The 26,906-nt window shown below is 31.2% G+C and carries 19 protein-coding genes and 1 tRNA gene; 10 read left to right on the forward strand and 10 right to left on the reverse strand.

The features are described 5' to 3' along the window. Positions 1–14 precede the first annotated feature (14 nt). Positions 15–725: a LytR/AlgR family response regulator transcription factor gene (locus ACIQ06_RS03195; protein ID WP_396143842.1), complete on the forward strand. Its 711-nt coding sequence runs from the start codon at positions 15–17 to the stop codon at positions 723–725. On the opposite strand, the gene ACIQ06_RS03200 is transcribed toward ACIQ06_RS03195, so the two are convergent. Then, entirely contained in the window at positions 717–2,783 is a 2,067-nt protein-coding gene (locus ACIQ06_RS03200; protein WP_396143843.1) for a hypothetical protein, read from the reverse strand. The two genes, ACIQ06_RS03195 and ACIQ06_RS03200, sit on opposite strands and share 9 nt — an antisense overlap. 162 nt (positions 2,784–2,945) lie before the next feature. Between ACIQ06_RS03200 and ACIQ06_RS03205 the strand changes: the two genes are divergently transcribed. The 3 genes from ACIQ06_RS03205 (at position 2,946) to ACIQ06_RS03215 (ending at position 5,843) form a co-directional block, all read left to right on the forward strand. Continuing rightward, positions 2,946–3,248 (forward strand): STAS domain-containing protein, encoded by a 303-nt coding sequence (locus tag ACIQ06_RS03205; protein ID WP_396143844.1) that lies wholly within the window; start codon positions 2,946–2,948, stop codon positions 3,246–3,248. A gap of 36 nt (positions 3,249–3,284) precedes the next feature. After that, the gene (locus tag ACIQ06_RS03210; protein ID WP_396143845.1) at positions 3,285–4,553 is read left to right on the forward strand and encodes a sugar isomerase; all 1,269 of its coding nucleotides are present in this window, start codon (positions 3,285–3,287) and stop codon (positions 4,551–4,553) included. An 87-nt stretch (positions 4,554–4,640) separates the two neighbouring features. Beyond that, positions 4,641–5,843: a glycosyltransferase gene (locus ACIQ06_RS03215; protein ID WP_396143846.1), complete on the forward strand. Its 1,203-nt coding sequence runs from the start codon at positions 4,641–4,643 to the stop codon at positions 5,841–5,843. On the opposite strand, the gene ACIQ06_RS03220 is transcribed toward ACIQ06_RS03215, so the two are convergent. Genes ACIQ06_RS03220 through ACIQ06_RS03230 form a run of 3 tightly spaced genes read right to left on the reverse strand, consistent with a single transcriptional unit; the run spans position 5,826 to position 11,687 of the window. Then, the gene (locus tag ACIQ06_RS03220; protein WP_396143847.1) at positions 5,826–7,379 is read right to left on the reverse strand and encodes a glycoside hydrolase family 2 TIM barrel-domain containing protein; all 1,554 of its coding nucleotides are present in this window, start codon (positions 7,377–7,379) and stop codon (positions 5,826–5,828) included. The genes ACIQ06_RS03215 and ACIQ06_RS03220 overlap by 18 nt on opposite strands. Next, positions 7,363–8,598, reverse strand: coding sequence for a hypothetical protein (locus ACIQ06_RS03225; protein WP_396143848.1), 1,236 nt, complete (start codon positions 8,596–8,598; stop codon positions 7,363–7,365). Before ACIQ06_RS03225 ends, ACIQ06_RS03220 begins: the two co-directional genes overlap by 17 nt. After that, on the reverse strand, positions 8,598–11,687 hold the full coding sequence (locus tag ACIQ06_RS03230) for a hypothetical protein (protein ID WP_396143849.1): 3,090 nt from the start codon (positions 11,685–11,687) through the stop codon (positions 8,598–8,600). Before ACIQ06_RS03230 ends, ACIQ06_RS03225 begins: the two co-directional genes overlap by 1 nt. Before the next feature lie 182 nt (positions 11,688–11,869). On the opposite strand from ACIQ06_RS03230, the gene ACIQ06_RS03235 reads away from it, so the two are divergent. From ACIQ06_RS03235 to ACIQ06_RS03245, 3 genes are all read left to right on the forward strand, one after another. Next, positions 11,870–13,048: a glycosyltransferase gene (locus tag ACIQ06_RS03235; RefSeq protein ID WP_396143850.1), complete on the forward strand. Its 1,179-nt coding sequence runs from the start codon at positions 11,870–11,872 to the stop codon at positions 13,046–13,048. A 124-nt stretch (positions 13,049–13,172) separates the two neighbouring features. Further along, the gene (locus ACIQ06_RS03240) at positions 13,173–13,883 is read left to right on the forward strand and encodes a PH domain-containing protein (protein WP_396143851.1); all 711 of its coding nucleotides are present in this window, start codon (positions 13,173–13,175) and stop codon (positions 13,881–13,883) included. Positions 13,884–14,011: 128 nt separating this feature from the next. Next, positions 14,012–15,214: an NAD(P)/FAD-dependent oxidoreductase gene (locus tag ACIQ06_RS03245; protein WP_396143852.1), complete on the forward strand. Its 1,203-nt coding sequence runs from the start codon at positions 14,012–14,014 to the stop codon at positions 15,212–15,214. Between the two features lie 86 nt (positions 15,215–15,300). Here the strand turns inward: ACIQ06_RS03245 and ACIQ06_RS03250 are convergent, their stop codons facing one another. The 4 genes from ACIQ06_RS03250 to ACIQ06_RS03265 all read right to left on the reverse strand — a co-directional run bounded on the left by ACIQ06_RS03250 (position 15,301) and on the right by ACIQ06_RS03265 (position 20,483). After that, positions 15,301–16,401, reverse strand: coding sequence for a DUF4407 domain-containing protein (locus ACIQ06_RS03250; RefSeq protein WP_396143853.1), 1,101 nt, complete (start codon positions 16,399–16,401; stop codon positions 15,301–15,303). 169 nt (positions 16,402–16,570) lie between these two features. Then, positions 16,571–18,577, reverse strand: a complete 2,007-nt coding sequence (locus ACIQ06_RS03255; RefSeq protein WP_396143854.1) for an N-acetylmuramoyl-L-alanine amidase — start codon at positions 18,575–18,577, stop codon at positions 16,571–16,573. Then, positions 18,574–18,945, reverse strand: a complete 372-nt coding sequence (locus tag ACIQ06_RS03260; RefSeq protein WP_396143855.1) for a BlaI/MecI/CopY family transcriptional regulator — start codon at positions 18,943–18,945, stop codon at positions 18,574–18,576. The genes ACIQ06_RS03255 and ACIQ06_RS03260 overlap by 4 nt, the downstream gene beginning before the upstream one ends. A gap of 149 nt (positions 18,946–19,094) precedes the next feature. Beyond that, positions 19,095–20,483 (reverse strand): dipeptidase, encoded by a 1,389-nt coding sequence (locus ACIQ06_RS03265; protein WP_396143856.1) that lies wholly within the window; start codon positions 20,481–20,483, stop codon positions 19,095–19,097. A gap of 110 nt (positions 20,484–20,593) precedes the next feature. Here ACIQ06_RS03265 and ACIQ06_RS03270 point away from each other — a divergent pair. After that, a tRNA-Leu gene (locus tag ACIQ06_RS03270) sits at positions 20,594–20,675 on the forward strand. A 358-nt stretch (positions 20,676–21,033) separates the two neighbouring features. Further along, positions 21,034–21,783 carry a hypothetical protein gene (locus ACIQ06_RS03275; protein WP_396143857.1) on the forward strand — a complete coding sequence of 250 codons (750 nt, stop codon included), beginning with the start codon at positions 21,034–21,036 and terminating at the stop codon, positions 21,781–21,783. Between the two features lie 88 nt (positions 21,784–21,871). Here ACIQ06_RS03275 and ACIQ06_RS03280 read toward each other — a convergent pair whose 3' ends face one another. Together ACIQ06_RS03280 and ACIQ06_RS03285 are read right to left on the reverse strand one after the other, a co-directional pair. After that, positions 21,872–23,638, reverse strand: a complete 1,767-nt coding sequence (locus ACIQ06_RS03280) for a DUF885 domain-containing protein (RefSeq protein WP_396143858.1) — start codon at positions 23,636–23,638, stop codon at positions 21,872–21,874. Positions 23,639–23,801: 163 nt separating this feature from the next. Further along, the gene (locus ACIQ06_RS03285) at positions 23,802–24,698 is read right to left on the reverse strand and encodes a NifU family protein (protein WP_396143859.1); all 897 of its coding nucleotides are present in this window, start codon (positions 24,696–24,698) and stop codon (positions 23,802–23,804) included. Positions 24,699–24,823: 125 nt separating this feature from the next. Here ACIQ06_RS03285 and ACIQ06_RS03290 point away from each other — a divergent pair. After that, a partial coding sequence (locus tag ACIQ06_RS03290) for a choice-of-anchor L domain-containing protein (protein ID WP_396143860.1) occupies positions 24,824–26,906 on the forward strand: 2,083 nt, incomplete at its 3' end.

Consider the following 26,906-nt stretch of genomic DNA (forward strand, 5'->3'; position numbering starts at 1 on the left):
CCCTAACTAGACCTATGAATTGCATCATTATTGACGATGAGGAAATGGCAAGAGCTATTATTGCTCAAATGATTTCCAATCACAAAGAATTGAAAATGGTACAAGAATTTTCTAATGCCATGCAAGCTATAAAATATCTAAATCAAAATGAAGTTGATTTAATATTTTTAGATATTCATATGCCTGATTTTACCGGCTTTGATTTTATTCAAACCATAAAAAATCCACCAAAAGTTGTTTTGGTAACTTCAGATAAAAACTTTGCAATCGAAGCTTTCGAATACGAATGTATTGTTGATTATTTAGTAAAACCAATTACCGAAGAGCGTTTTCAAAAAGCAATCGTAAAAGCAAATGCTGCTCAATTTTCTCCTTCGTCTTCAAAAGAAATCAAAGCGGTTACAGAAGATAATGCTAACGAATTTTATATCAATATCGATAGAAGACTGATTAAAATTGAATTCAATTCGGTAACTGTTGTTGAAGCCAAAGGCGATTATATTCACATAAAAACCGATGTCAAAAACTACGTTGTACATTCTACTTTAAAGAAAATAGAAGATAAATTACCTAAAGATTTGTTTCTAAAAGTACATCGCTCGTTCATTATCAATACCAAAAAAATCATCGATATTGAAGACAATTCGGTACTTATTGCCAAAGACGTAATTCCGGTAAGTCGCGCCAATCGTCCTGAATTGATGAAACGATTGAACTTATTGTAAATTGGTTTTAAAAATTGGTTTACTTAAAAACAACCATTTTAAACGAAATCCAAATTCGGTATAAGTAAATCCAGAAACAGCAGCCGAAGCAATATTACTTTTCAATCCGTAAACGTTAGCTAATAATCTATCAGAGAATTTATAACCCAATTTTGCTTGAATTCTATAAGTTGATTGCTTGTCTAATTTTTCTATGTATTGAAATCCAGTTGCAACGTTCAAATTATAAAAGAAGGAACCTTTTTCTGCAATCTTTTCATCTTTCAATAATTCTACAAAAACTTCATACGCATTAAATTGACTCGGACTAAAATAAACCGTTGGGACTTGGTCTTTAAACGAAATGAATTGGTAATTGAATCCGCCTTTTAAAACAGGTTTTGACAAAAAGCTATAATACAAAGAGGTAAACAATAAATTTCTAGTATTATTATCAGATTGAGTGGTGTAAAAATATTGTGTAAACCAACCCAATTTAAAGTTTGATCCAATATTATAATTAAAATAATAGTTGTCAGCCGAAATCTGTTTGTCAATCAAATCGGTATTAAAATTTTGTAAGTCGCGTTTGTATCCAATTTCTAAATCTTGCAATTTCATTGGTTTAATTTTGAAGTAAGAATTCAACAATAATGAAGTATAGCTTGCTGTTGGAGAACTTGCTGAGGTAATTCCGCCATCAACATTAAAACTAATTTTAGGATGAAATTTATAAGATGCTCCAACTAGAAAATCATTAGCATCAGCACTAATATTGGTAACAGAATTGTCTGTTTTTCTATATTGATATGTAGTATTTAAAGACCATTTTGTAGAAAGAGGAAATGTTATTAATGTTCTCGAAGTAATGGCAGTATTGTTACCATTATCAAACGAATAACTTATTTTTTCTTCAACAGAAGGCGTATGTTCTTCGTTTAATTTCTTCAAAAAATTCGTAGCATCGTTCTGATTTTTGAAGATTTCTAACGTTTGATAAACGGCTTTGTAGGCGTTGTCTATTTCTCCTGAAGCATTATAAGCGTTGGCAATACCTAAATTTCCATCGAACGATTTCGAATCATTTACCAAAATACTTTCGTAATATTTAATACTATCTTTAAAATCACTTTTGTAAATCGCTAATGTTGCTGATAATGCTAATAGCCAATTTTCGTTTGAATAAAGTTGGTTTAATGCTGTAATTTTAGATTCTGCTAATTTGTATTTTTTGTTCCAAATAAGTGCTTGAACATAGCGTTCTTGTGTTTGTTTGATTAGTTTTTCATCTTTGGTTTCGCTAATTTTAGCCATTGCTTGTTCAGAAATTTCAAGAGCTTTGCTTTCTTTTCCTGCGATATGTTCTACTAAGGATAAACCATTTAAAGCCAAAATCGGATCTGATGTAGATAATAAATTATAGGTTTCTCTTCCTTTCACACTATTTTTAGTAATCAAATACAAATTGGCTTTATTCAACAACGTTTCTTTATCATTTGGAAAATCAGCTAATATTTCATTGTAAAAAGTTTCGGCTTCAGTATATTTTTTTGCAGAAACCATTTCGTTAGCATAACCCAGTTTTATGTATTTTCTAGAAACCAAAGCTCCGCCATTTCCTGGAGATAGTTCTAAAGCTTTGTTTACATATGATAAAGCATCTTTAAATTCTTTCAAATTAGATAACGTATTGGCAAAACCAAGATGCGCAACAAAGTTGGTTGGATTGTCAGCAACTAATTTAGTGTAGTAGATTTTAGCATCATCAAACTTTTTATTCCATAGTAATGATTCAGCATAATTCAATTTTATTTCTAAATCATCTGGATATTCAGTTTTTAATGTTGTGAACAACGTTAACGCTTTTTCAGGTTGCTTGTTCAAACCAACTGCACGAGCATAACAAAGTCGTGCCGTTTTGTTTTGAGGATAGTCCTTTAATATAGTAGTAAAGAAAACTTCAGCTTTATCAAATTCTCCTTTTTCAAGATTAGAGAAACCTTCACTCATGTTTTGAGCTTGACCTATAAAGCTATAAGTAAAAAGGAAAATTAGGGTTATTTTTTTAAATAATGTCATTCGTCGATAGTGTGATTATTAATGAGTGCAAGTTAGACATAAACCTTTGATATTTCATCTACAGCAACTTACCATTCGTCGAATAATAATGATGTCTCGTAGTTAATCATCAGATATTTGCATCAGAAAAATAAAATAAAACAATAAAAATAAATCAAAATCATGGCTTTACAAATTAACAACAATGCAGGAGTTTACGAAATTTTAGGAGAGTTAAATGCTCAAAATACCAACTCATTAAAAAATTATTTCGAAACATTAATAAACGAATCAAACTTTATAATCATTTCATTAAATCATTTAAATTATTTAGATAAAAATGGTTTTCAAGAAATTGTATCCTTGTACAAAAAAGCGCTTTCCAAAAATAAAGCATTTTATATTGTTGGTCATAAAAATCAAAAAGTAGTTGAATTATTTAAAGAAGAAAAGTTAAGTTTTTTATTAAACAATAATGTGGCTTAATTTTAAGTAATTTCTAAAATGACAAACGACTTTAAGATGTTAAAATCAGCCAGGTTTACAATGCCATTTGTTTCAAAACAGTTCAGCGCTGAACAAATGTTTATGATTACTATGTTATTGGTAAATGGCGGAAATTATCTTTATAATTTAATTTTAGGACGAGTTTTAGGTCCAGAAGCTTTTGCCGATGCTGCTATTTTAATTACATTTTTATTGATTCTTTCCTTCATTGGAATGACGTTTCAAATTGTAACTACCAAATATGTAGTGATCTACAATTTTAGAAAACGTATTGCTTTTATTCGATTAATGACTATATCCGCTCTTTTGTCTGGAATTGGTTTAGGATTAATCATCGTGGCTTCTTGTAACCTACTACAAAAAGTCTTTCATACACAATCTGCGTTAATGTTTGTTTTGTTTGGTGCCGGAATTCCGCTTTACTTTTTAATGAGTGTGAATCGAGGTGTTTACCAAGGAAAAAACAACCTTTTCAATCTGTCGAAAACCTACACTTCAGAAATGATTAGTCGCTTATTGTTAACTATCGTCGCCATCCTTTTTGTCCCAAATCTACCTACTACTGTTATTGTTGCTTCTGGAATTACATTGTCTTTTGTTTTTGGATTACAACCATTTCAAAAAATCTTTTTCAAGAAACCTACGCTTGAAAAAAGAGAAATGTTAAGTGTTCAAAACATCGCCACCTTTTTTGCCCTTACAGCTTTTTACGAGCTTACCCAAATCATTATCAACAATAGCGATGTAATTCTTGTGAAGCACTATTTTAACAACCAAGAAGCCGGATTGTATGCTTCTCTTGCCTTGATTGGAAGAGTAGTTTATTTTGTTGCTTGGATGTTTGTAATGCTACTTTTGCCCAAAGTACTTACACTTCAAAAAGAAGGAAAAAACACGCAACCTATTTTGATTAAATATGTTGGTTATATTGTTGCATTGTCTGCAATAATTGTTGCAACTACTTATTTTTTTCCAAATTTAGTTGTCAATTTAATGTTTGGTGAAGACTATCTTTCAATAGCTCCTTTATTGTGGAAATATGCTTTAGCAACATCAATTTTTGCTATTGCCAATATCTTTGCTTACTATTTTCTTTCTATCAATAAGTATACTCCAGTTGTAATTTCAGCACTTTTAGGATTAACCCAAATAATCTTAATTGTGATGTTTCATAAATCACTAGAACAAGTGGTTGAAATGCAAATTATTTCAATGGTAATCTTATTGTTTTTTCAATTGGCGTATTTCTTTTATCAGAATAAAAAGAATGTTCGTCTAAACTAAATTCCCATTCGTCGAATTTTAAAATTTGACCATTGATTTTATTGGACTTTTGTAATGAAAAATAAAATGAATCTAAAAAACAAAAAAATGAAAATAGCAGTTGTAACAGCATTTCCACCTAGTAAAGTTACTTTAAACGAATATGGTTACCATTTAGTAAAAAACTTTGTTCAAAAAGATGAAGTTTCAGAATTGGTTTTAATTACGGATAGAACATCAGAACCAAAACAATTGGATTTTGAAAACAGCAACAAAGTTTCCGTTAACGAATGTTGGGAATTTAATAGCTATGCTAATATTTTTAACATAGTAAAAGCGGTTTTAAAAGAAAAACCAGATGCTGTTTTGTTCAATTTACAATTTGTAAAATTTGGTGATAAAAAAATTCCTGCTGCTTTAGGATTGTTGTTGCCAATGATTTTAAAAATATTAGGATGCAACACAGTAGTTTTATTACATAATATTATGGAACAAGTAGATTTAGCAAACGCTGGATTTACATCAAATAAAATTGCTCAAAAAATATATAATTTCATCGGAACTACTCTTACAAGTTGCATATTAAAAGCTGATTCAGTTGCAGTAACTATCAATAAATATGTTGATGTTTTAAATGCAAAATATAAAACAGATAATGTTGCGTTAATTCCACATGGTTCTTTTGAAACTCCGAAGAATGTTAGTTTTGATTTACCAGCTGGACCAAAAAAAGTAATGGCTTTTGGAAAGTTTGGAACCTACAAAAAAGTTGATATTCTAATTGACGCAGTTGAATTAATCAGACAAACTAATAAGGAACCAATTGAAATTGTAATTGCTGGAACTGACAGTCCGAATACACCAGGATATTTACAATCGGTTAAAGAAAAATACGCACATGTTGAAGGAATTACTTTTACTGGATATGTAGAAGAAAATGATGTAGAACGTATTTTTACTGAAAGCACAATAGTTGCATTTCCATATACATCAACAACAGGAAGTTCTGGAGTTTTACATCAAGCAGGAAGTTACGGAAAAGCAGTCGTTATGCCAGATTTAGGTGATCTAGCTTTATTAGTTGAAGACGAAGGTTACAAAGGTGAATTCTTTAATCCAGAAAGTGCTTCTTCATTAGCAAAAGCTATCAGTACTATTCTTGAAGATGATAATTACAGAAGACGCATTGCAAAAACTAATTACAAAGCTGCTTGCGCACTTTCAATGGATAAAATTGTTGAAATGTACCTTCAAAAATTCAAAGAAATTGAAATTAATAAAATGGTAAATACTTTAGTTAGAAATGTATAAAAAGGCAGGCTTTTCTTTTCCTTTTTCATCAATAAAACCAAATTTTTTCTGTCTGTTTTTCTGCCAAGGCCATTTTCCGGCAACTTGATTTGGCACAGCAGGAAAATCATATAAAGTCCAAGACATAAATGCAAGATTGTTCTTTTTGAATAATTCTTGCATTTTTTTGTGGTATTCAGCTTGACCATCAGCATTCTTTCCTGTCCAATTCCAAATTCCTCTGTACGATGGAACTCCAAATTCCTGAATTACTATTGGCTTTTTAGTTGCTTTATCTAATATTCCATATTCAGTTTCAAAATCGTCAATGGCATTGTAAAAATGATAGGAAACAAAATCAACTTTATCTTCTAAATTGGTAGCTTCATACGAATTCGACCATCCAATTGTAACCAAATGATTGGCATCGTTTTCTTTTACAACCGTAATCATTTGTTGCAACCAATTCAATACATTGTTTTTGTCGCGATTTTCAAAATCTAAATTCGGTTCGTTTTTGATATCCCAAGCCAAAACAGCTTTATGATTTTTGAATGTTGAAACAATTTTTTCGGCATGTCTGCTGGTTAATGTCCAACTTTCTAAAGTATAATCGCTGTAAAAATCAAATAAAGTCACAACAACTTTCAGATTTTTTGCTTCTGATAAATCCAATAAAGTTTTAAGCTTTTCCAGTTTTTCAGGTTTAATATCAGCTTTACCAAAATCCTCATATTGAATAAAAATACGAATCGAATTGAGCTTTGCTTTTTTAATAATATCAAAATCTTTTGCAATAGTATCTTTGTGAAATAAGTCGCCAAAAGTATCCCAAGCCGAATTTTTAGGATAATAATTAATTCCTTTACTTATAAAATCGACATTGTTATATTTTATCTTTTTTCCAACAACTTTAAATTCAGGATTTGATTTTAAAGTGTCTTTTTCAATTGGTTCAGGTTTCATTTTTTGAATGTGACGAATGCGCCAAAAACCATCTTCCAAAAGCATCATAACTTTGTAGGTTGCCGTATCTTGAACTTCTGAAATTAATTTTTTGTCTTTAAAAATTTTTTGAAATTCAATGACATTTTTATCGGTAAAAACCACTTGTTGTCCATCTTCACTATAAAATTCTAATTTCGGATTGTGTTTTAAAGTAGTACTTTCAATTGTGATTTTATTTTTCAAATTATAATCAATGCTGTTGTACAAATTCACTCGAGCATTTTGTGTGTAATAATCTTCTATGCCTTGTTTTTTATTGTTTTCTAGCGATTTATTTTTGATGTACCATGAAAATAAATAGTCTTTTTCAATGGTTTTTAAGGTGTTTGATTCCATTTCTCTGCCTACATTATTCAATTCTTCCCAAATAACTTTTGGTAAATAAGTATTCACAGTTTCTTTTTCTAAATGCAACATCGAAGTTCTATCAGCACCAGAATTCAAATATTCTAAAATACTGCTCAATCCAAAAAGCAACAGCACATTTAGTAAAATAAATGAGCTTATCAAGACCGTTCGAATCGTGTTTTTATTATTTATGAAGCTCATAGTTTAAGGTTTCTGTTTGTTTGGTAATGCCTAATGTTGTGATTTCAAAACGATAGTTTTTTTCTTTATAAAAATCTTCTGAAAGTTCAAAAGTTGCTATTCCTTTTGATGTATCTTCTTGCAAAGTTGTCACTAAGTTGTCTTTATGAAAAATCTTTACAATTACTTTTATTCCATTAGGAACCAATTGATTCATAAAACTTTTTATTGGTCCAATAGTAAGTGTTCTATTTTTGTTTGCAAACGAATAATTGAAAGTCGAAATAATAGGTTTGTAATTGATGGTGATTGAATTACTTTCGGCAATTCCGGTTACAAATCCTTTTACCGAATATACTTCTTGATGATCTGGATGTAAAATTTGAGCTGAAGTAATTCCGTTTATCGTTGCTCCAAAAGTTTTCAATATCAAATTATTTTTGTTTTTGATGATGAACGAAACCAAAGTTCCATCGCTAACCACATTTCCATATTGGTCTTTTATGCTAGATGTTGTAAAATGCGTAATCTGATTTCCATCGGCAAACTCGTGATTTCTTTTATAATCAATCGTAAAATTGGTTGCAATATTTGGATAGATTTCGGTTTCAATTTCTTTGGTTGCGATTTTGTCACATTCTGTTGAGACCAACATTTTTCCTGATTTTGTTGGAGAATAAATATCGTACCAGGCAATAAAGTCTTTCGTTTTTAAATTGAGATTGGTAACATTTTGTAAAAACTGATGTTTCAAAATCACATTCGTGTTTTCCTTTTTCGGATTGTCAAAACCATCGGTTGGAACCGTAACCATCATGGTGAATTCTTTTCCGCCAGCTAAAATAGTTCTTGGACCAAGATAATTTTCAACAACAGTTTTGGTTGCATCATTTGGCAAAATTTCAAAAGTTCCAGAACTTCTTGTTTCATTTTCGTTGATTAAAAACCAGGAAACTTCACCTGTTTTTTTACAATAATTTTCAGGGATTTTAAAAATGTAATTTCCTTTTTCAACAGTTGCATCAAGTAATGTTTTACCATAAGAATGAATGATGAAAAGTTGGGGTTTTTCACTTTCAGCATTCGGATGAAACTCCAATTCAATTGAATTTCCTGCGATGAAAGTTTTAGTTTTCGAAACCAATTCAAACGACGCTTTTTTATCCGAAACTAAAGCAGTTCCGAATGCCAAAAGGAGCAAAGCACTCAATAAAAACAATAGATAAATTGCTTTTTTCATCATCTTGGATTTCCTATATAATTATTAATTTCGATTTTGATGTAATCAAATCCGTTACCTTTTACCTTTTGTAATTGTTCCTCATTTTGAGAAGCTTTTCTATTTGGAACAACTGCTTTAGAAATTGATTCATTGGCCAAACCATTCACAAAACAATTTTCTAATGATGATTTTAGTGTTTTGCAATTTTTTAAATTCAGCAATTCGTAATCAAAATAATTTTTACGTTGCACACGAACACCTTCACGCATAAAGAAATGATCGACATAAATCAGTTCTTTCTTGTCATTATAATAAGAAACCAAAATTTCAGGAATCGTGCTTTCTTGAATTCCGAAATTAAACAAAGTTCCTCTGATATGATTGTTTTCGATAGCAAAATCAGAAAGCGCCACTTGTGTATACAAATCGTTTATGGCAACATTTCCTGCACATTGAATATCAAAAGTAACTGGATTATCTTTATTCTCTAATGGAGAAAATTCGTTTGGATTGAATGTTTTTGGTTTTACATCAGAGTTTTTTGCCCAAGCAATGTCTTCAAAATTAACTTTAAAACTAGTGATTTCTTTGGGCATCAATTTGTGCTTGATTTCATATTTTGCATTGAACGATGCTAATTTCTTATCGTTTTTATCATATAAAGTAGCCTTCAAAACTAAGTCTGCAGGAACATTATCCACATTTTGAACTTCACCAATTATAATGTATTGTTTATTGTATTGAATGAGTTTCGCAGATAAAATTTCTAAAACAGGTTGTTTCAAAACATCATCATGATAAGTCATTTGTGTCGAAACAGCGCGTCTTCCGTGTTTGAAATACTCGGTTCCGTTATTGGAAACAAACTGATCAGGCGGAATGTCTAAATCTATTTTATTTGGAACAATATACCATTTGCCTTTTTCTTTAATAACTTCATGCGTATAGTTTTTTTCAATGATTTCCAATGGCGTCACCCATTTGGTTTTGGCAATAATTTTGGCTGAATTTTCGGTTTGCTTTACAACTTGAATGTCAATAGCATCCATTTTGGCATACGAATTTAAAATACCATCTTGCACTGCTGTTTCCAACATAAATTGCGATAACGATTTGTTTCCTTTTGGGTCTAAGAACGAATGCGCTTTTTCAAATTCTTTAAAATCAATCGCATCATAATAGGCTTTTACCACATTTTTCGGACTTAATTGCGACGAATTGTTGACATAAAATTGATAGACAAAATAAAAGATGATTAGCAATACAATTCCAGTCCAAATATGAAGTATAATAACGAGCTTTCTTGGAAATTTTTTATAATCAACAGCAAATTTGAAAAAATCGGGTTGGGTTATTGGTTTCAGTTTTAAAGCTTGATATAGGATCATTTGAACGTTCAAAACAAAAGCGATAATCACTGTAAGTAATGGAATAATTCCCCACATCAATTTTTGATATAAAGGGACATCTTCAAAAGGAAGAATTTTAGATAATGGCGGAACGTTGAGTTTTTCCCAAACCATAATGCCGTTTTCCAATTGCGTTAATCGATGCCAACCACAGAAATATAAAATAGGATCGTAGAATTTATCGTTAGAAAAAACATACTTCAGATTGTATTTTTCAGGAACCGTTAAAAATTGTTGCAACGAACCAATGCCTTCCAAACCTCTAAATTTTGAATTTTCCAAACGTTCAACAGCTCGCGAAGTTAGTTCGGGTAATCGTCGTGCCGAATGATAATTTCCATCAACAGTTAAAGCTTTTGTTTGATAAGACAACGTTGCCATTTGATCACCAAAACCCAAAGGCAAATAACGCCATTGATCGTGTTGGTCTTGGTTTAAGAAATTGATAATAGGTAACGTATTGATTTTTTGTGGTTGAAACGGACGAAAATAACCTAATGTAATCGTAAAAACCGCCATGAATAAAAATGAACCAGCAAACAATCCTGAAATAATTTTGTAATACACCGAACCAAATCGTTCTTGCAAGTTAGTTCTTAAATCGCCTTCTACTAATCGATAAACAAATTCGCCAAACATTGGTAAACTCATTATCGCTGCCCAAAGTGTAAATCGATCGAGCGTTAAAATATTGAAGGCATTGGTACCTAAAACCTTTAACGGAATTGGAGTCGTTCCGCCAGTTCCTAAAACGGTTAATAATGTTAATGATAACCCGAAGAAAATGTAACGTTTACTGTAATATCTATAAAATATGTAAGGTAACAAAAACAATAAAATTCCCCAAGGAATAACAAAAAACATCAATCCAGACGAAGTTACGTCGAGAAAATTATCGCGACTTCCGTGTGGAATTGGCACTTGCGTAATTGGATTGTTTTTCGAATTAATCCAATAAGGGAAAATGCAAAAAACAATTAAAAAGACAGAAGTAAATCCAAATGCAATGATTCGTTTTAGTAATGAAATAGTAGTTTGTACAAATAATTTCATTGTTACTTCTTTGTACGAATTCACTTTTTCGCGAGCAACATCCAAAACCACCATTCCAATTAACGGAAAAATAAAGAAAATCATTCCGAATAAAGGTGTAACGTGATGTGAACAAACGGTTACAGCAATTAATGAAATGGAAGTGAAGTAATATTTCTTTTGTCCAGTTTTTATCCAAAGATAAATTTCTGGCAACGCATGCATTAAAATAGAAATCCCAACAATACTTGGTAATTGACCAAAAATATGAAGTGTTTCAACAAATGAAGAAGAAAAAACCGCTAATAAGGCAGCATATCCTGCTACATTTCGATTACCAGTAATTAAAAGTGAAAATCTAAAAACACCTGTAATAAAAAGAAGAATTGCAATAAGAGCAACGGTAAACAATCCGAATTTCAATCCACCTATAAATGACAATAATCCAATACATTGATGTACTAGTGGTGGATAACCCATAACGGTAAATCCAGTATACCAACTATAATTCCATGGTTCAAACCAACTATTAGCGTAATGATTACCAAAGAATAAATGAATTAAAGCATCATAAGTGTTTTCTAAAGTAAAGAAAATAGCGCTCCCATGGAAAACCAATCCAATTAATAATGCAACCAATAAATATTTATTCGATTTTTCTTTCACAAACTATAGGTGATTTCTTAATGATGTAAATATAGTAATAATCATAATATCGTTGAATTTTATATATCTACATAAAAAAACCATTCGTCGACACTTATTTATTCTTTGGTCTAAAATAAAAATTGACCTTATAGTTTCGTAGTACTTTTGACATGAAAAATAACAATAAAAAATAAAAAATAATGAAAATTTTAATCGTAGACGATCAAGAATTAGTATTACTATCATTAAAAAAATGTTTAACAGATTTAGGTTATGAAGTTATGACTTCAAACTCTGTAAATGATGCAAAAGAAAAGTACGATAGTTACATGCCAAATTTGGTTATTGCCGATATCAATATGCCAGAGTATTCAGGAGAAGTTGTTTTAAATAATCATGAATATTCAATAAATGCTAGTTCAGGTCTTGATGTTGTTCATTATATTAAAGTTGAAAAGAATCATGATATACCAGTTATGATTTTATCAGGAAATAATAACGAAGATGTGATTGAAAAAGGCTTTGCTTTAGGTGCAACAGATTATATGAAAAAGCCATTAAGTCTAAATGAAATTGGTATAAGAGTTAAAAGACTAATTGGAGCAAGTAATATTTCATATCCAGTGAATAAAAGTAAATTCATTCAGAATAAAGTTATTGGCGTAGTTATTCCATGCTACAATGAAGAAAAACGATTGTTAAGTGAAGAATTTAAAAAATTTGTTAATTCAAATTTAAGCTATCATTTGTGTTTTGTGAATGATGGAAGTAAAGACAATACTTTAGATGTTTTGTACGATTTAAAAAAGCAAAACGAAGGAAGAATTAGTGTTTATAATTGTGAACAAAATGGAGGAAAAGCAGAAGCTGTTCGTTTGGGAATGTTGCATTTGGCAAAACAACAACAGTTTGATTATATAGGTTTTTTAGATGCCGATTTATCAACTAATTTCGAAGATTTTGATTCTTTAGTTGATACTATTAAAGATTCAAATTTTAAAATTGTGAGCGGTTCTAGAATAACAAGAATGGGTGCCGATATTGAAAAAGAATCTGCAAGAGCAATAATTAGTAAAACTATTAATTTTATTATTAGAAAAACATTAGGAATGGATTTTAAAGACACTCAATGTGGTGCTAAAATCATGACTAAAGATGTTGTAGAAGATACGTTTCAAACAAAATTTTTGACCAAATGGTTATTTGATGTTGAAATTTTTATGAGAATGAGAAAGAAATATGGTTTAGAAACGGCAAGAACTTTATTGTGTGAAAAACCTTTAGACAGATGGGTTCATATGGATGGTTCAAAATTATCATTCAAAGATTCTTTTAAAATATTAGGTCAAATAGGCCAAATAGCATTGCATTACAAGTGATTTTTTATTTTTATTTTTATTTTTCAAAGAAAGAGAGGTTGATTTATCAATCTCTTTTTTGATTTTGTATTAATTTAGGCATTACTTTTGTGAAACAATTAGAATAAAATTCAAAACAACTATCATGATTGATAATTTAAAGAAAATATTAAACGAAGACCAAGATCCAAAAGCGATTGAGAAAATCACTTCAAAATTGAGTAATTTATTAATGTCAAATGAAGAGGTTGGTTATATTGCTGTGCAGAAAAAACCAGCTGTGACAATTTTGCCAGATAGTATTGTAGTTACTAACAAAAGAATAATTCTTTGCAAACCAAAAAATCTTGGTTTATCGATGGAATTTGTAGATTATGATTGGGATGATATTTCAGCAAGCTTTGTAAAAGAAGGAATTCTTGGTGCCGATTTCACTTTCACTACCAAATCAGAATTGACGCACACAGTTGATTATTTACCAAAAAATCAAGCACGAAAATTATATACTTACGCCAAAGAGCAATTGGATTTGTTGAAAAACCCAGTTTCAGTTCCAACTTCAAGTTCAGTGATTGAAGAAGTTGCTCCAGTTTACGATGAAGTTGTTGAAGAAGTAGAAGAGGTTGCAACAGAAGAAGTAACTAATTTTGCCGAAATTATCCCTGTAGAACAATCAGGTTACAGAGATGAAAAACAATTTCCCGATGAAAAATTGAATGCCGAAAGTGGTTTGGCAAGTTTAACTCAAGATCAATTATTTGAAAAACTTCAGAATTACAAAAAGCTATTGGATAATGGTTTAATTCTGCAAGGAGAATATGATAAATTGAAAAATGAAATTTTAAGCTATTTGTAATTTCAAAATAAAAAAGCATCAAACCGATTGAAATAAAATTCAGTCGGTTTTTTTATGTCCTTATGTAACATTTGTGACTTTTTAATTGGTTAAAGTGAAGTAATTTTATACTGTTAAAATCAAAAATCATGACAACAACAGTAGTAATAGGAGGAAGTTTTGCAGGTATGACCGCAGCGCTAGAAATCAAAAGAAAAGGTAAAAACGAACATAAAGTAATATTGATTGATAAATCACCACTTTTTTTATTCATTCCATCTTTAATTTGGATACCATTTGGAAGAAGAGAAATGAAAGATATATCTTTTAAAAAAGAAGGAATTTTAATTAAGAAAGGTGTTGATTTTATTCACGCAGAAGCACTCACTGTAAATCCTACAACTCAAATTGTAACTACCGATAAAGGCGATTTTAAATATGATAATTTAGTGATTGCGACCGGTCCAAAAGTGAAATATGATGTTGCGCCAGGTGTAGAAGAATATACTCATTATATTGGAACTCCAAACGGAGCCATGAAAGCCAGAAAAGCTTTAGAAGAGTTTAAGAAAAATCCTGGTCCAATTGTTATTGGTGCTACTCAAAATGCAGGTTGTATGGGCGCAGCTTATGAGTTTTTATTCAATATAGAAAAATGGCTTCGTGAACAAAATATTCGTAAAAAAGTAGATTTATATTGGATTACTCCAGAAGATTATTTAGGACATTTCGGAATTGACGGAATGCCAATGGGAGAAAGTATGCTTAAAGCATTTATGAAAATGTTTAACATTCACTACAGAACCCAAGTTGGTGTAAAAGAAGTAAAAGAAGACAAAATAATTCTATCTTCTGATGAAGAATTACCATTCAAATTCTCAATGTTAATGCCACCTTTCATTGGAGTTGATTTTGTATCCAATTCAACCGATTTGCATGCTACACCAACTGGTTATATCAATGTCGGAGACGATTACAGACATGTAGATTATCCAAATATTTGGGCTGCAGGAATTGCTGTAAATGTAGTTTTACCATTTACACCAGGAAAAATTCCGTTTGCTTCACCAAAAACAGGTTATCCATCAGATGAAACCGGGAAAATTGTTGCCGAAAACATCATAAGAGTTTCACAAGGGAAAACCGATTTGAAGAAAAAAGCTTGGGGAAAAATTATGGGACTTTGTATTATGGATTGTGGTAAAAAAGAAGTTATTATTTTCTCAGACCATTTGTTCAAACCGCGAAATTTTGCAATTATGATTCCAAACGTGATTTATGATTTTAACAAAGTTATTTTGGAGAAATATTTCATGTGGAAAAGTAGAAATGGGTATTCTTATTTACCATAAAATTTAACCACTAAGTTTTTAAAAATTGAAACCCGATAAATTAACTTTATCGGGTTTCCTTTTGTGTCTTTTGTGGTTATGAAAATCTACATTGACTTCTTCTGCTTTTCAACAAATCCATCAGCTTGTAATTTCAATAATTCCAAAGCACCTTTTTTCTTATAATTGTATAGTTCTTTGTCGTCTTTGATATCAGCATAGACTTTATCGTAAATTTCTGCATCGGTTTTTCGCTGCAAATCACTTTGATAACGATTTTGTGCGAGTACATTTTTAATTCCCATTTCGGCATCTTCTTGCTTGAAATCATATTCACCTTTTGGCGAAAGTAATTTGGCAATAATTGGCGAAGTTTCAATTGCTAGAAACAACAACATTATAAAAAATGATGGCAACCAAGGTAATTTATTCAAAGCATTAATTCTTGCCATTAATCCGTCAAAACCATCGATAATGGGTTGCGAATCAGTCACTTTTTTGTCTAAATCGGCTTGTAGCGTTTTGGCTTTAGCTTCTTTTTCTTTAATTTTTACAGCATTTGCAGCTTTCATAGAATCCAATTGTTTCAAAGCCATATCGTGTTTTTCACGTTTTTCTTTATAAACCGGACCTTTTCCTAATTTTTTTGTTCCAGCAGTTCCTTCAGCTTCAGTAATGAAAACCGAATATAAATCATTTACTTCTTTTTCTTTTTTAGTAATATCACTTTTCAAGCTATCGATTTCGGCTTTGTTTTTATCGACATCGCTTTGAAAATAATTGGTCACTTGTTTTTTATTCGCCATTGCCATTTCGTTTTTCTCTTTTAGCAAAACGGTTTCAATTTCTTTCTGAAAAATTTTGATTTCCAATGGTTTTGAAATTACAATTGCTATAATAATCGCTAAAGCAATTCGAGGTGTTGCTTGAATAAATTCGTCTAAAAAATTATCACGTTTTTTGATAGTCGAAACGATAAATCTATCCAGATTGAAGATTAAAAATCCCCAAACTAAACCAAAGAAAACTGCGGTATAGACATTATCAAAAACCGTAAAAAGTGCATAGCTACTAGCTATAAAAGCCATAATTGCTGTGAAGAACACTGTGGCTCCAATGCCAGCATATTTGTTTTGTTCGCCGTTGGAACAACCGTTCACAATGTCAGTATCGACACCAGAACAAAGAATAAAAAAACGTTTTAACATGATTGATTGATTTTGATTTGATGATTGTAATACAAATTTAACGCCAAAAATTTTATAATGTTGTAAAATATTGAAAATTAGTTTGGTTAGCCACTGATTCACAGATTGTTTTAAAAGAAAAATCCGCTTTATTAGAGCGGATTAGTTTAGACAATTTTGTATAATTAAATCACTTTACTTCAGAAATAAAAGCTACTATATGTTTTGCAATTTCGGTTTGACCTTTTTCACTTGCAATAAAATTTCTATCATTTTCATTTGAAATAAAACCAAGTTCAACCACCATTGAAGGACAGATAGAATTTTTCAAAATCCAAAAAGGAGCTGTTTTTAAACCTCTATTTTTTAGTTGTGTTTTAGATAATTTTGAAGAAAGTTTTTCGGCAAACTCTTTATTTTTATCTAGAAAATCGGTTTTATCACTTATATAAACTTCAAATCCGCTTGAATTGGTATTTTTATTGTTATTTATGTGAAGTGATATAACTAGATCAGGTTTTATGTTATTAATTAAAGTTGTTCTTTCGTTTAAAGCTATAAATTCATCATCAGTTCTAGTGAAATGAATTTCTACATTTGAATCAGAATGCATTTCTTTAATTTTTTTTGCTATTTCTGAAGTTAGATTTTTTTCATTCAAATCATCTATTGTTGCCCCAAAATCATGTCCGCCATGACCAGCATCAATTACAATAACTTTCTTTTCTTTTTTCTCATTCATGTACAAATTGTATCCTTCTTTGCCTTCAGAATACCAAACAAGTGTATCAGCTTTTAAAGTTTTTACTATTTTATTTTTCATCGCAGTTTGATAGCTTACGTTTCCAATTATTATGGTATCACCTTTAAAATGAACTTGACTGTTTTTCATGTTTTTATCAAAATATTCTTTTGTGTAAAGTGTATATTGATATCCTTGCGGAAACTCTTTTGTTCTCTCACTTTTATTAATCATATGACAGGAGTAATAACTAAAATCAGTTCGTTGATACTTTTTTAATTCCTCTTTTTTAATCAACTTATTATTAATTCCAATTTTAAAGTTTTTGGATTTTAAATTTTCAAATAATAATGCAGGAATTTCTTTTTCAATTTGAATCTCAGGAATTAGATTTAAGTATTTTCTTTTATCTTCTAATGAAAGATTTTCATACAGAGTTACGTCTTTTCTATTAGTTCGTTCATCAATAATGTTTACATAAACACCACTGTAATAACTATCTCTAATTTTATCTTTATCAGTTACTTCAGAGTTGTTATTTTTTGAATACGTACCGATTATTTTCTCTTGCGCCACAACTTCAATACAGAAAAAGTAAACCAACACGGAAAGGATAGGAACAACAGCTACTTTTTTTAGTAGAGCTATTTTTTGCGATGTGTTTTTTGTCATCATTATTAATCGTTTTTTGGTTACTAAATAATTCAAATTACTGGCCAAGTAAATCGTTTGGTTGTTGCTTCCTTTTTGCAAAAGTAAATTTTGGTAAAACGGAACATTGTTATAAGTTTTCACAATTTCTTCATCGGCAAGAAATTCGTGATTGAGTTGAATAGCTTTTTTATAAAAAATAAATATCGGATTGAACCAAAAAATAACTTTCAAGAATTCAATAAATAAAATATCTAAAGTATGTTTTTGAGTTACGTGAACCAATTCGTGTGTGTACAATTCGTCTTCAATATTTCGGTTATTATAATCTTCAAAATTGATGAATATTGAATTCAAAAAGGTGTGAGGAAGCGTCTTTTCTTCAACCAAAACCAAATTAGCATTTTTGTATTTTACATTCGGATTGGATTTGGATTTTGCAATTAATTTCCAAATGTTTTTTGAGAATCGAATTAATAATAGGAAGCTAATTATTCCATACAAACTCCATAAAACGTAAGGCATGAAGTTGATTTTTTCTTCTATTGGTAAACTAGTTCCTTGAATTTCATTTTCAGGAATTGCTGACGAAGTTATTACCGTATTTAAAGGTTCAAAATTCTGAACAACAGGAACAATTTTAATGATTTCAAAAGTTAGAAATGGAATTACAAATGAAATTATAATTGTAAACAGAAGGTAAAATCTATTGAATTGATGCATTTTTTCACGTTCTAAAACCAAATGATAGAAGCCAAGAAAAACGATTAAACTGATGGTTGATTTTAATAGAAAGTCGATCATTTTTTCTTTTTTTGAAGTTCAACATCGATGATTTTTTTTAATTCTTCCAATTCTTTTTCGGTTAGATTGGTTTCTCTTGTAAAGAAAGATGCAAACTGCGATGCCGAATCGTTAAAGAAGTTTTTAATTAACCCATTTACATGTTTTGAAAAATAATCTTCTTTTTTTACTAACGGATAGTATTCTCTTGAATTTCCAAATTCGTTGTAAGCCACAAAATTCTTATCAATCATTCTTTTTAATAAAGTTGCAACTGTTGTTGTAGCTGGTTTCGGTTTAGGGAAAGCTTCTAGTAAATCTTTCATGAAAGCTTTTTCAAGTTTCCATAAATGTTCCATTACTTGTTCTTCGGAGTTCGATAGTTGCATTGCTCTACATTTTTAGAATTAACTCTACAAATGTAGAATAAAATTTCACTTCTACAAGTGTAGAATAAAAATTTAACATTTTCGTATAAAAAAACCCGTTCACTCAATGAAGAATAAACGGATTTAAAATTTGCGAATTTGCGGTTGAATTATTTACTCATTTCCACAAAATACTTATAAAACAAAGGAATAGTTTCGATACCTTTTAAGTAATTGAAAATTCCGAAATGTTCGTTTGGTGAGTGAATAGCATCAGAATCCAATCCGAATCCCATTAATATAGTTTTTGATTTTAATTCTTTTTCGAATAAAGCAACAATCGGAATACTTCCACCAGAACGCACTGGAATCGCAGGAACTCCAAAAGTTTCAGTGTAAGCTTTATTCGCGGCTTTGTAACCAATGCTATCGATTGGAGTTACATAACCTTGTCCGCCATGATGCGGTTTTACTTTTACTGTTACGCCAGAAGGAGCAATACTTTTAAAGTGTTTAGTAAACAATTCAGTAATTTCTTCCCAATCTTGATTTGGTACCAAACGCATCGATATTTTAGCAAATGCCTGACTTGCAATTACAGTTTTTGCACCTTCGCCAGTATATCCGCCCCAAATTCCGTTTACGTCTAGCGTTGGACGAATCGAGTTTCTTTCGTTGGTAACATATCCTTTTTCGCCGTAAATGTCGTTAAGGTTCAATGCTTTTTTATAATTATCTAAATTGAAAGGTGCTTTTGCCATTTCGGCTCTTTCTTCTAAAGATAATTCTTCTACATTATCATAGAATCCCGGAATTGTTATGTGATTGTTTTCGTCATGAAGTGAGGCAATCATTTTTGCCAAAACATTTATAGGATTTGCAACTGCTCCACCATAAAGTCCAGAATGTAAGTCACGATTTGGTCCAGTAACTTCAACTTCAACATAACTTAAACCACGCAATCCTGTTGTAATTGACGGTTGTTGATTAGAAATCATTCCAGTATCAGAAATTAAAATCACGTCGTTAGCTAGTTTTTCTTGATTTTGAGTAACAAACCATGATAAACTTTTAGAACCCACTTCTTCTTCACCTTCAATCATGAATTTTACGTTGCAAGGCAAACAATTATTTTGAATCATGTATTCAAATGCTTTCACGTGCATGTACATTTGACCTTTATCATCACAAGCACCACGAGCGAAAATTGCACCTTCTGGATGAATTTCTGTGGTTTTTATTACAGGTTCAAATGGAGGAGAAGTCCAAAGCTCCATTGGATCTGGTGGTTGAACGTCATAATGTCCGTAAACCAAAACTGTTGGAAGATTTTTATCAATAATATGTTCTCCAAAGACAATTGGGTAACCAGGAGTTTCACAAATTTCAACGTGATTACAACCAGCTTTTTCAAGTGAAACTTTCACCGCATTTGCAGTATCAATCACATCTTGAGAGTAAGCCGTATCCGCACTTACAGAGGGAATTTTTAATAATTCGATTAATTCGTTTAGAAAACGCTCTTTGTTTTCTTGAACGTATTGTTTTATATTATTCATTTTTAATGGTTTATTTTGAAATTCAAAAGTACGAAAAAGAGTCTTAAAAAAAATTCCTATTTCATAATTTGTAATTAAGAATTATTCTTATATTTGCACTCACAATTTTCGCGGATATGGTGAAATTGGTAGACATGCCAGACTTAGGATCTGGTGCCGCAAGGCGTGTAGGTTCGAGTCCTATTATCCGCACAAAAAGTCCAAACGAGAGTTTGGACTTTTTTTGTGGGCAAAAAGGACGAGAAGTTTATGCTGAGCGAAGTCGAAGTAAGTCCTATTATCCGCACAAAAAGTCCAAATGAAAGTTTGGACTTTTTTTGTGGGCAAAAAGGACGAGAAGTTTATGCTGAGCGAAGTCGAAGTAAGTCCTATTATCCGCACAAAAAGTCCAAATGAAAGTTTGGACTTTTTTTATTTCTACAAAATCGGTTAATTTCTATGTTAAGAACTTATTTTTTTAACTAAAATTGATTCCTTTTCAATGAGTATTTTTGTATAATCTCTAAGTCTGAGTTTTAACCAATTTATTGGAATGAAAAGAAATCCGTCTATGACAGCACTTATTTTAGCTTTTATTGGTTTTGCATTGATTACCGGTGCATTGTTTTCGCTGTATCGTTCAAGCAACGAAGCGATTTCTATTGAAGAAAAAAGTGAAACTGAAATTGATATTGCCAATAAAAAAATTGATGTTTTAAGTGATGAAATTCAAGAAACCAAAGAGCAATTTGTTGATGCAGATTATAAAGATGAATCCAAACCTGAAGTAATGACTCAAATATCAGGTCAGAACATTCCTATTATTGAAATTAAAGATATTGATTTAGGCGAAAGTTCTGATTTAGCGGATGATGAACCTCGAAAGAAAGGACAACGTATTACGTATATTCATCAATTGAAATTCTCTTTAGTAAACGTTGGAAAATTCTCTTTGAAAGATGTAATTTTTTCTGTAAAAGATATTTACAATGATCCAAAAGAAGGAAAGAGCAAGAAAAAAGCCAAGGAATATAGTTATATGGGAAGAACTTTCGATAACGAAGATGTTGGTGCGTACAATAATATAGAGGTAAATACTTTAAATTTAAAATCTAAAAAGTTGGTTTACGTGAGTAATTTGCCCACAAGCTTTGGTGTAGGAGATTACTATTTTGATATTATTGTAGAATGGAATAATGGTTTCTATCAAATGCACGTAGATATTGAAGAAGTAAACGGAAAGTTGAAATACCGTTACCAATTTTATGACGTTGACGGAAAACCAATAAACTTAAAATCTTCGGAAGAAGTTACTGTATAATAGAATCGAAAAAAAATAACCGCAAATTCGCAAATTATTTATTTTTAATTTGCGAATTTGCGGTTTTATATAAGTGTTAGTTTGCTAACTATTTACTCGCTTTAATCCAATTGTTAACTTTTTTCTCTAAAAGTGCTAGTGGCATTACACCTGATTCTAGAACGATTTGATGGTATTTTTTAATATCAAATTTAGAGCCCAATTCTTTTTCGGCTTTTTTGCGAAGTTCTATTATTTTTAGCTGGCCAATTTTATACGATAAAGCTTGTCCTGGAACTGCCATATATCGCTCAATTTCTGAAATAATACTTGCTTCACTTTCAGCTTCATTGTCTAAAGAATATTGAATGGCTTGTTCGCGTGTCCAACCTTTAGAATGCATTCCGGTATCTACTACCAAACGAATTGCTCGATGCATTTCACTTCCTAACATTCCAAAATATTGGTATGGGTCTTTGTATAAACCTAATTCTTTACCTAAACTTTCGGTGTATAAAGCCCAACCTTCACCATAAGCACCAAACCAATTGAATTTTCTAAAATCAGGCAAAGCTTCATTTTCTTGTTGTAAAGAAATTTGAAAATGATGTCCCGGAATCGCTTCGTGAAGAAATAAATCTTCGTCAGCATAAAAATTATAGTTTTTCACATCTGGAATTGGAACATAAAAAGTTCCTGGTCGAGAACCATCGGCTGCACCTTGAACATATTCGGCACTAGCTGTTTTTTCTCTAAAAGCTTCAGTTCTTTTTATTTGAAAAGCCGTTTTTGGTTGTAATGAAAATAATTTATCAACGTTTGGTTTTATTGTTGCGTGATATTTTTCAAAATTGGCAATTACTTCTTCCGGTTTTTCAAAAGGTTTTAATTCGGCTTTGTTTCTAACGTAATCGAAAAATTCTTTTATAGTTCCTTTAAATCCAACTTCGGTTTTCACTTTTTCCATTTCCGATTTCAATCGAGCTACTTCTTGAAGTCCTAGAGTATGAATTTCTTCTGGTGTCATTTCGGTTGTAGTCCATTGTTTTACATAGGCTTTATATAAATTACTACCATTTGGAAGTGAACCAATTCCGCTTGTAGTTCTGGATTTTGGAAGATACTCAGATTTTATGAAAGCAGTCATTTTCTTGAATCTCGGAAGCAGTTTTTCGTTGATTGTTGATGCGTATTCTTTTTTCAGCGTTTCTTTTTGAGTGTCTGAAATTTCAGAAGGCATTGATTTTATAGTGGTGTAAAAAATATTATCTTCTGCTTTTTGAGTAATCATTTCGTCAAATTGATTTAATACTTTGAAAGACAAAACTTTTGGTAAAACTACATTTTTATCGATTCCTTTTTTCATATAAACCATGGCAGAATCTAACCAGACAGCATATAAATCCATTCTTTTCAAGAAGTTTTTATAATCTTTCTCGGTTTTGAATGGTTGTGCGCTTTCGCCTGCTGCTAATTGCGCCATGGTTAAATGTGTTCCCCAAAATTGATGAATTGGCGTAAGATTAGCATTTTGTTGAAGTAAATCTTTTCCAACAGCAACTTCCCATTTAATGATGTCAAAACTGTTTTTTTCTTCATCAGAAAGTGATTCAAAATCGATTTTTGAAAGTTCGGTTTCGTATTTGTTGAAAAAATCGGCTTGTTTTTTTCTGAAAGAATCCGTCATTTCAAACTGCAATTGGTCGTTGTATTTGTTTTGACCATTTATTGTTGCTTCTAAAGGATTTAGAATGTTTTTTTCGTCAAAATAACTTTCGGTTAATTTTTTGAAATCTACTGATGTTTCTTCCGATTTGCAGCTTACTAACAATAGAGAAAGTAAAATGAAGAAAGAAATTGTTTTCAAATTTTTCATTGGTATTTTGGTTATTGGTTGGTTAAAACTACTGAATTTATTCAATACAATTGCTATCTAGCCCTGATTGGAGCAATCCACCGTGTGGTGCGGAAAGCAGGAATAGGGTTTACAAAAATTCTCGAACCATTCGCTCCTAAACTTCGACAAGCTCAGTTCGAGATTATGCATTTAAAGCTTCAACAATAATGTCTTGGTCGTTTAGCATATCTTTTAGCATATTTTCGATTCCGTTTTTCAAAGTGAATGTTGACGATGGACAACCATTGCACGAACCTTGAAGCACAACTTTTACGCGTTTTGTATCTTGGTCGAAGGAGTCAAATAAAATATTTCCGCCATCGGCTGCCACGGCTGGTTTTACATATTCTTCAAGAATGTTGATAATTTGTTGTGAAGTAGTGTCTAAATTATCGAAATTATTGATTTGTTGTTTTTCTTGTTTGGTGTCTTGGACAATCATAGTTTCATCGACTACTATGCCACCATTTTCAATGAATTGTTTGATAAAAGTGCGAATTTCAAGCGTAACTTCTTCCCAAGTGGCAATGTCGAATTTGGTGACAGAGATGTAATTTTCGTCGATAAAAATTTCCTTTACAAACGGAAAACTAAAAAGTTCTTTTGCTAAAGGTGATGCAATTGTTTGGTCTATATTTTTAAACTCAACAGCGGTTTTAGTGACTCTTTTGTTGACAACAAATTTTAACGTTGCAGGATTGGGAGTAGTTTCACCATAGACAGTAATTGCTGATTTTTTTGGTCTAAGCGGATCTTCAATTATTATTTTTCCTCCATTTTTTACATATTCTTCAATTTGTTCCGCCACATCATCTTTAACGTCATTCCAATCTACAATACTAAAACGTTCGATGGCAATGAAATTTCCTGAAATGTAAACTGTTTTTACAAATGGAAGGTAAAATAGTTGTTGAGCTAAAGGTGAGTTTTTAGCTTCGTCAATATTTTTGAATTCGAAGTTTTCATTTTGAGTTATAAAATCAGGAAATTCAAATTTTAGAATTGTTGGATTTTGTGTTTCTTTTATAGTAATTTTCATAGTGATTCGTGTAATTTTCAACAAATTTAACAAAGTTATTTTGTGGGAATGTTTATATTTGAAGTTTTTAAACAATTAATTAACATTTGTGACGTTTTTTATTAACGTTTTAGTTTATTCAATACATGAAAAAAATTCTACTCATACTTTTTTTTGCTTTTTTTAATACAACTTTTGCCCAGCTTGTAGTAAATAATACAACTCAAACACCAAATCAATTAGTTCAAAACGTTTTACTTGGAGGTGGTATCACTGTTTCAAATGTTACTTTCAATGGATCTGCTTTAAATGCCAACCTAGTCCGCGATCAGGTTGGAAGTTTTACAGGAGGTAATACAACGAATATTGGTATTAACAGTGGTATTATATTAGCAACAGGTGACGCTCAAATAGCAGTAGGACCAAATGATCAAGGAGGAGCAACAGATGCAACAGCTAATCCAATTCAAGGTGATGCAGACTTACTGGCTTTAGCGTCTGCAAATATTAGAAACAAAGCTGTCTTAGAATTTGATTTTGTTCCAATAGGACAAAATTTGAGTTTTAACTTTGTTTTTGGTTCTGAAGAATATCTTGAGTTTGTAAACGGAGGTTTTAATGATGTTTTTGGTTTCTTTTTGAGTGGTCCTGGTATTACAGGTCCCTACACTGGAGGAGCTGCTAATATAGCATTGGTGCCAGCAACAACCACTGCAATTTCTATTGATAATGTAAATAACGTTTCTAATTCTGCTTTTTATGTAAACAATGGAACTGGAACAACACCTTTAGTTAACGCTACTATTCAATATGATGGTTTTACAACTGTAATTGCAGCTAATGCAGTAGTTCAATGTGGTCAAACTTATCATATCAAATTAGCCATTGCAAATGTTGGAGATAACTCATTAGATTCTGCTGTTTTTTTACAAGCACAGAGTTTTAATACAGCACAACTTAGTTTTCCTCAAGATTATTTAGTTTCAAATGGTTTTGCACCATGTCCTGGTACTCCTACTACTCTGAATACTGGATTAGCATCAACAATTCCTCACACTTGGACCTGGAACGGAAATCCAATGCCAGGTCAGACAGGTCCAACAATTACAATTAATCAAGCTGGGACTTATTGCGCAACAGCTTATCCATATGGACCAGGTTGTCCAATATCAGATTGTGTAATTGTAGAATATTTACCACCAATGCCAATTGATAACCCTATTGATATAACAGTTTGTGCTGGTTCAACTTTCAATTTATCAATTAATAATCCTATAATATTAAATGGACAAAGTGCAGCTGATTATGAAATTAGTTACCATAGTTCACTTTCAGACGCTCAAAATATAGCATCTCCAATAACTAATACAACAACTTATCCAGGAGTAAATGGACAACAAATATGGGTAGCTATACAGGATTTAGCATCTGGTTCTAATTGTGTTGCTATAAATTCTTTTTTCTTATATCAATTAAATACAACTATAGCGCCTGCTATAACTTGTGGTACTAGCACATCTACTTCTGTATCGTTTGATTGGACACCGCTTTCTGGAGCAACGGATTATACAGTTTCGTATCAAGTAAATTCAAATACACCAATTTCTGTAGGCTCAATTGGAAATACATCAACTTACAACTTAAGTGGTTTGTCATCAGGAGATAATGTAAATTTCACTTTGACTCCAGTTGGTGCATCAGGATCATGTTTTGTTTCTGCATCATTGACTTGTACGGCATTAACATCTTGTCCAACAATTGCAAATCCTTCTTCAAATCAAGTATTGTGTTTGAATGGTAATCCAACGCCTTTTTCTGTAAATACAACCTTTACAGGAACTGACGCTATAAGTTATGTATATTTCAATACACAACAAACAGGAGACAATATGTATACTGGAGGTACAATTTTAGGAAATGCTACACCAGCAACAGGTACTGCAGTATATGATGCTCCTGTATTAGGAAGTATAGGTTCTCTTCCTAATGCTGTAGGTACTTATTATGTTTATGCAATTGCCAATCCACTACCTTCAGATCCAACATGTAGACCATTTCAGGAAATTCAAGTAATAGTTAACGCACCATTAACCGCTGGTGCCGATGGAAGTTTAAACATTTGCGGTAGTAGTTCTACACCTATTAATTTATTTAGTTTGATTACAGGTGAGAGTTCAGGTGGTTCATGGGTAAGAACTACAGGAACAGGCGGAACATTCAATGCAGGCA

This window comes from Flavobacterium sp. (genome assembly GCF_044341265.1).
Classification (GTDB): domain Bacteria; phylum Bacteroidota; class Bacteroidia; order Flavobacteriales; family Flavobacteriaceae; genus Flavobacterium.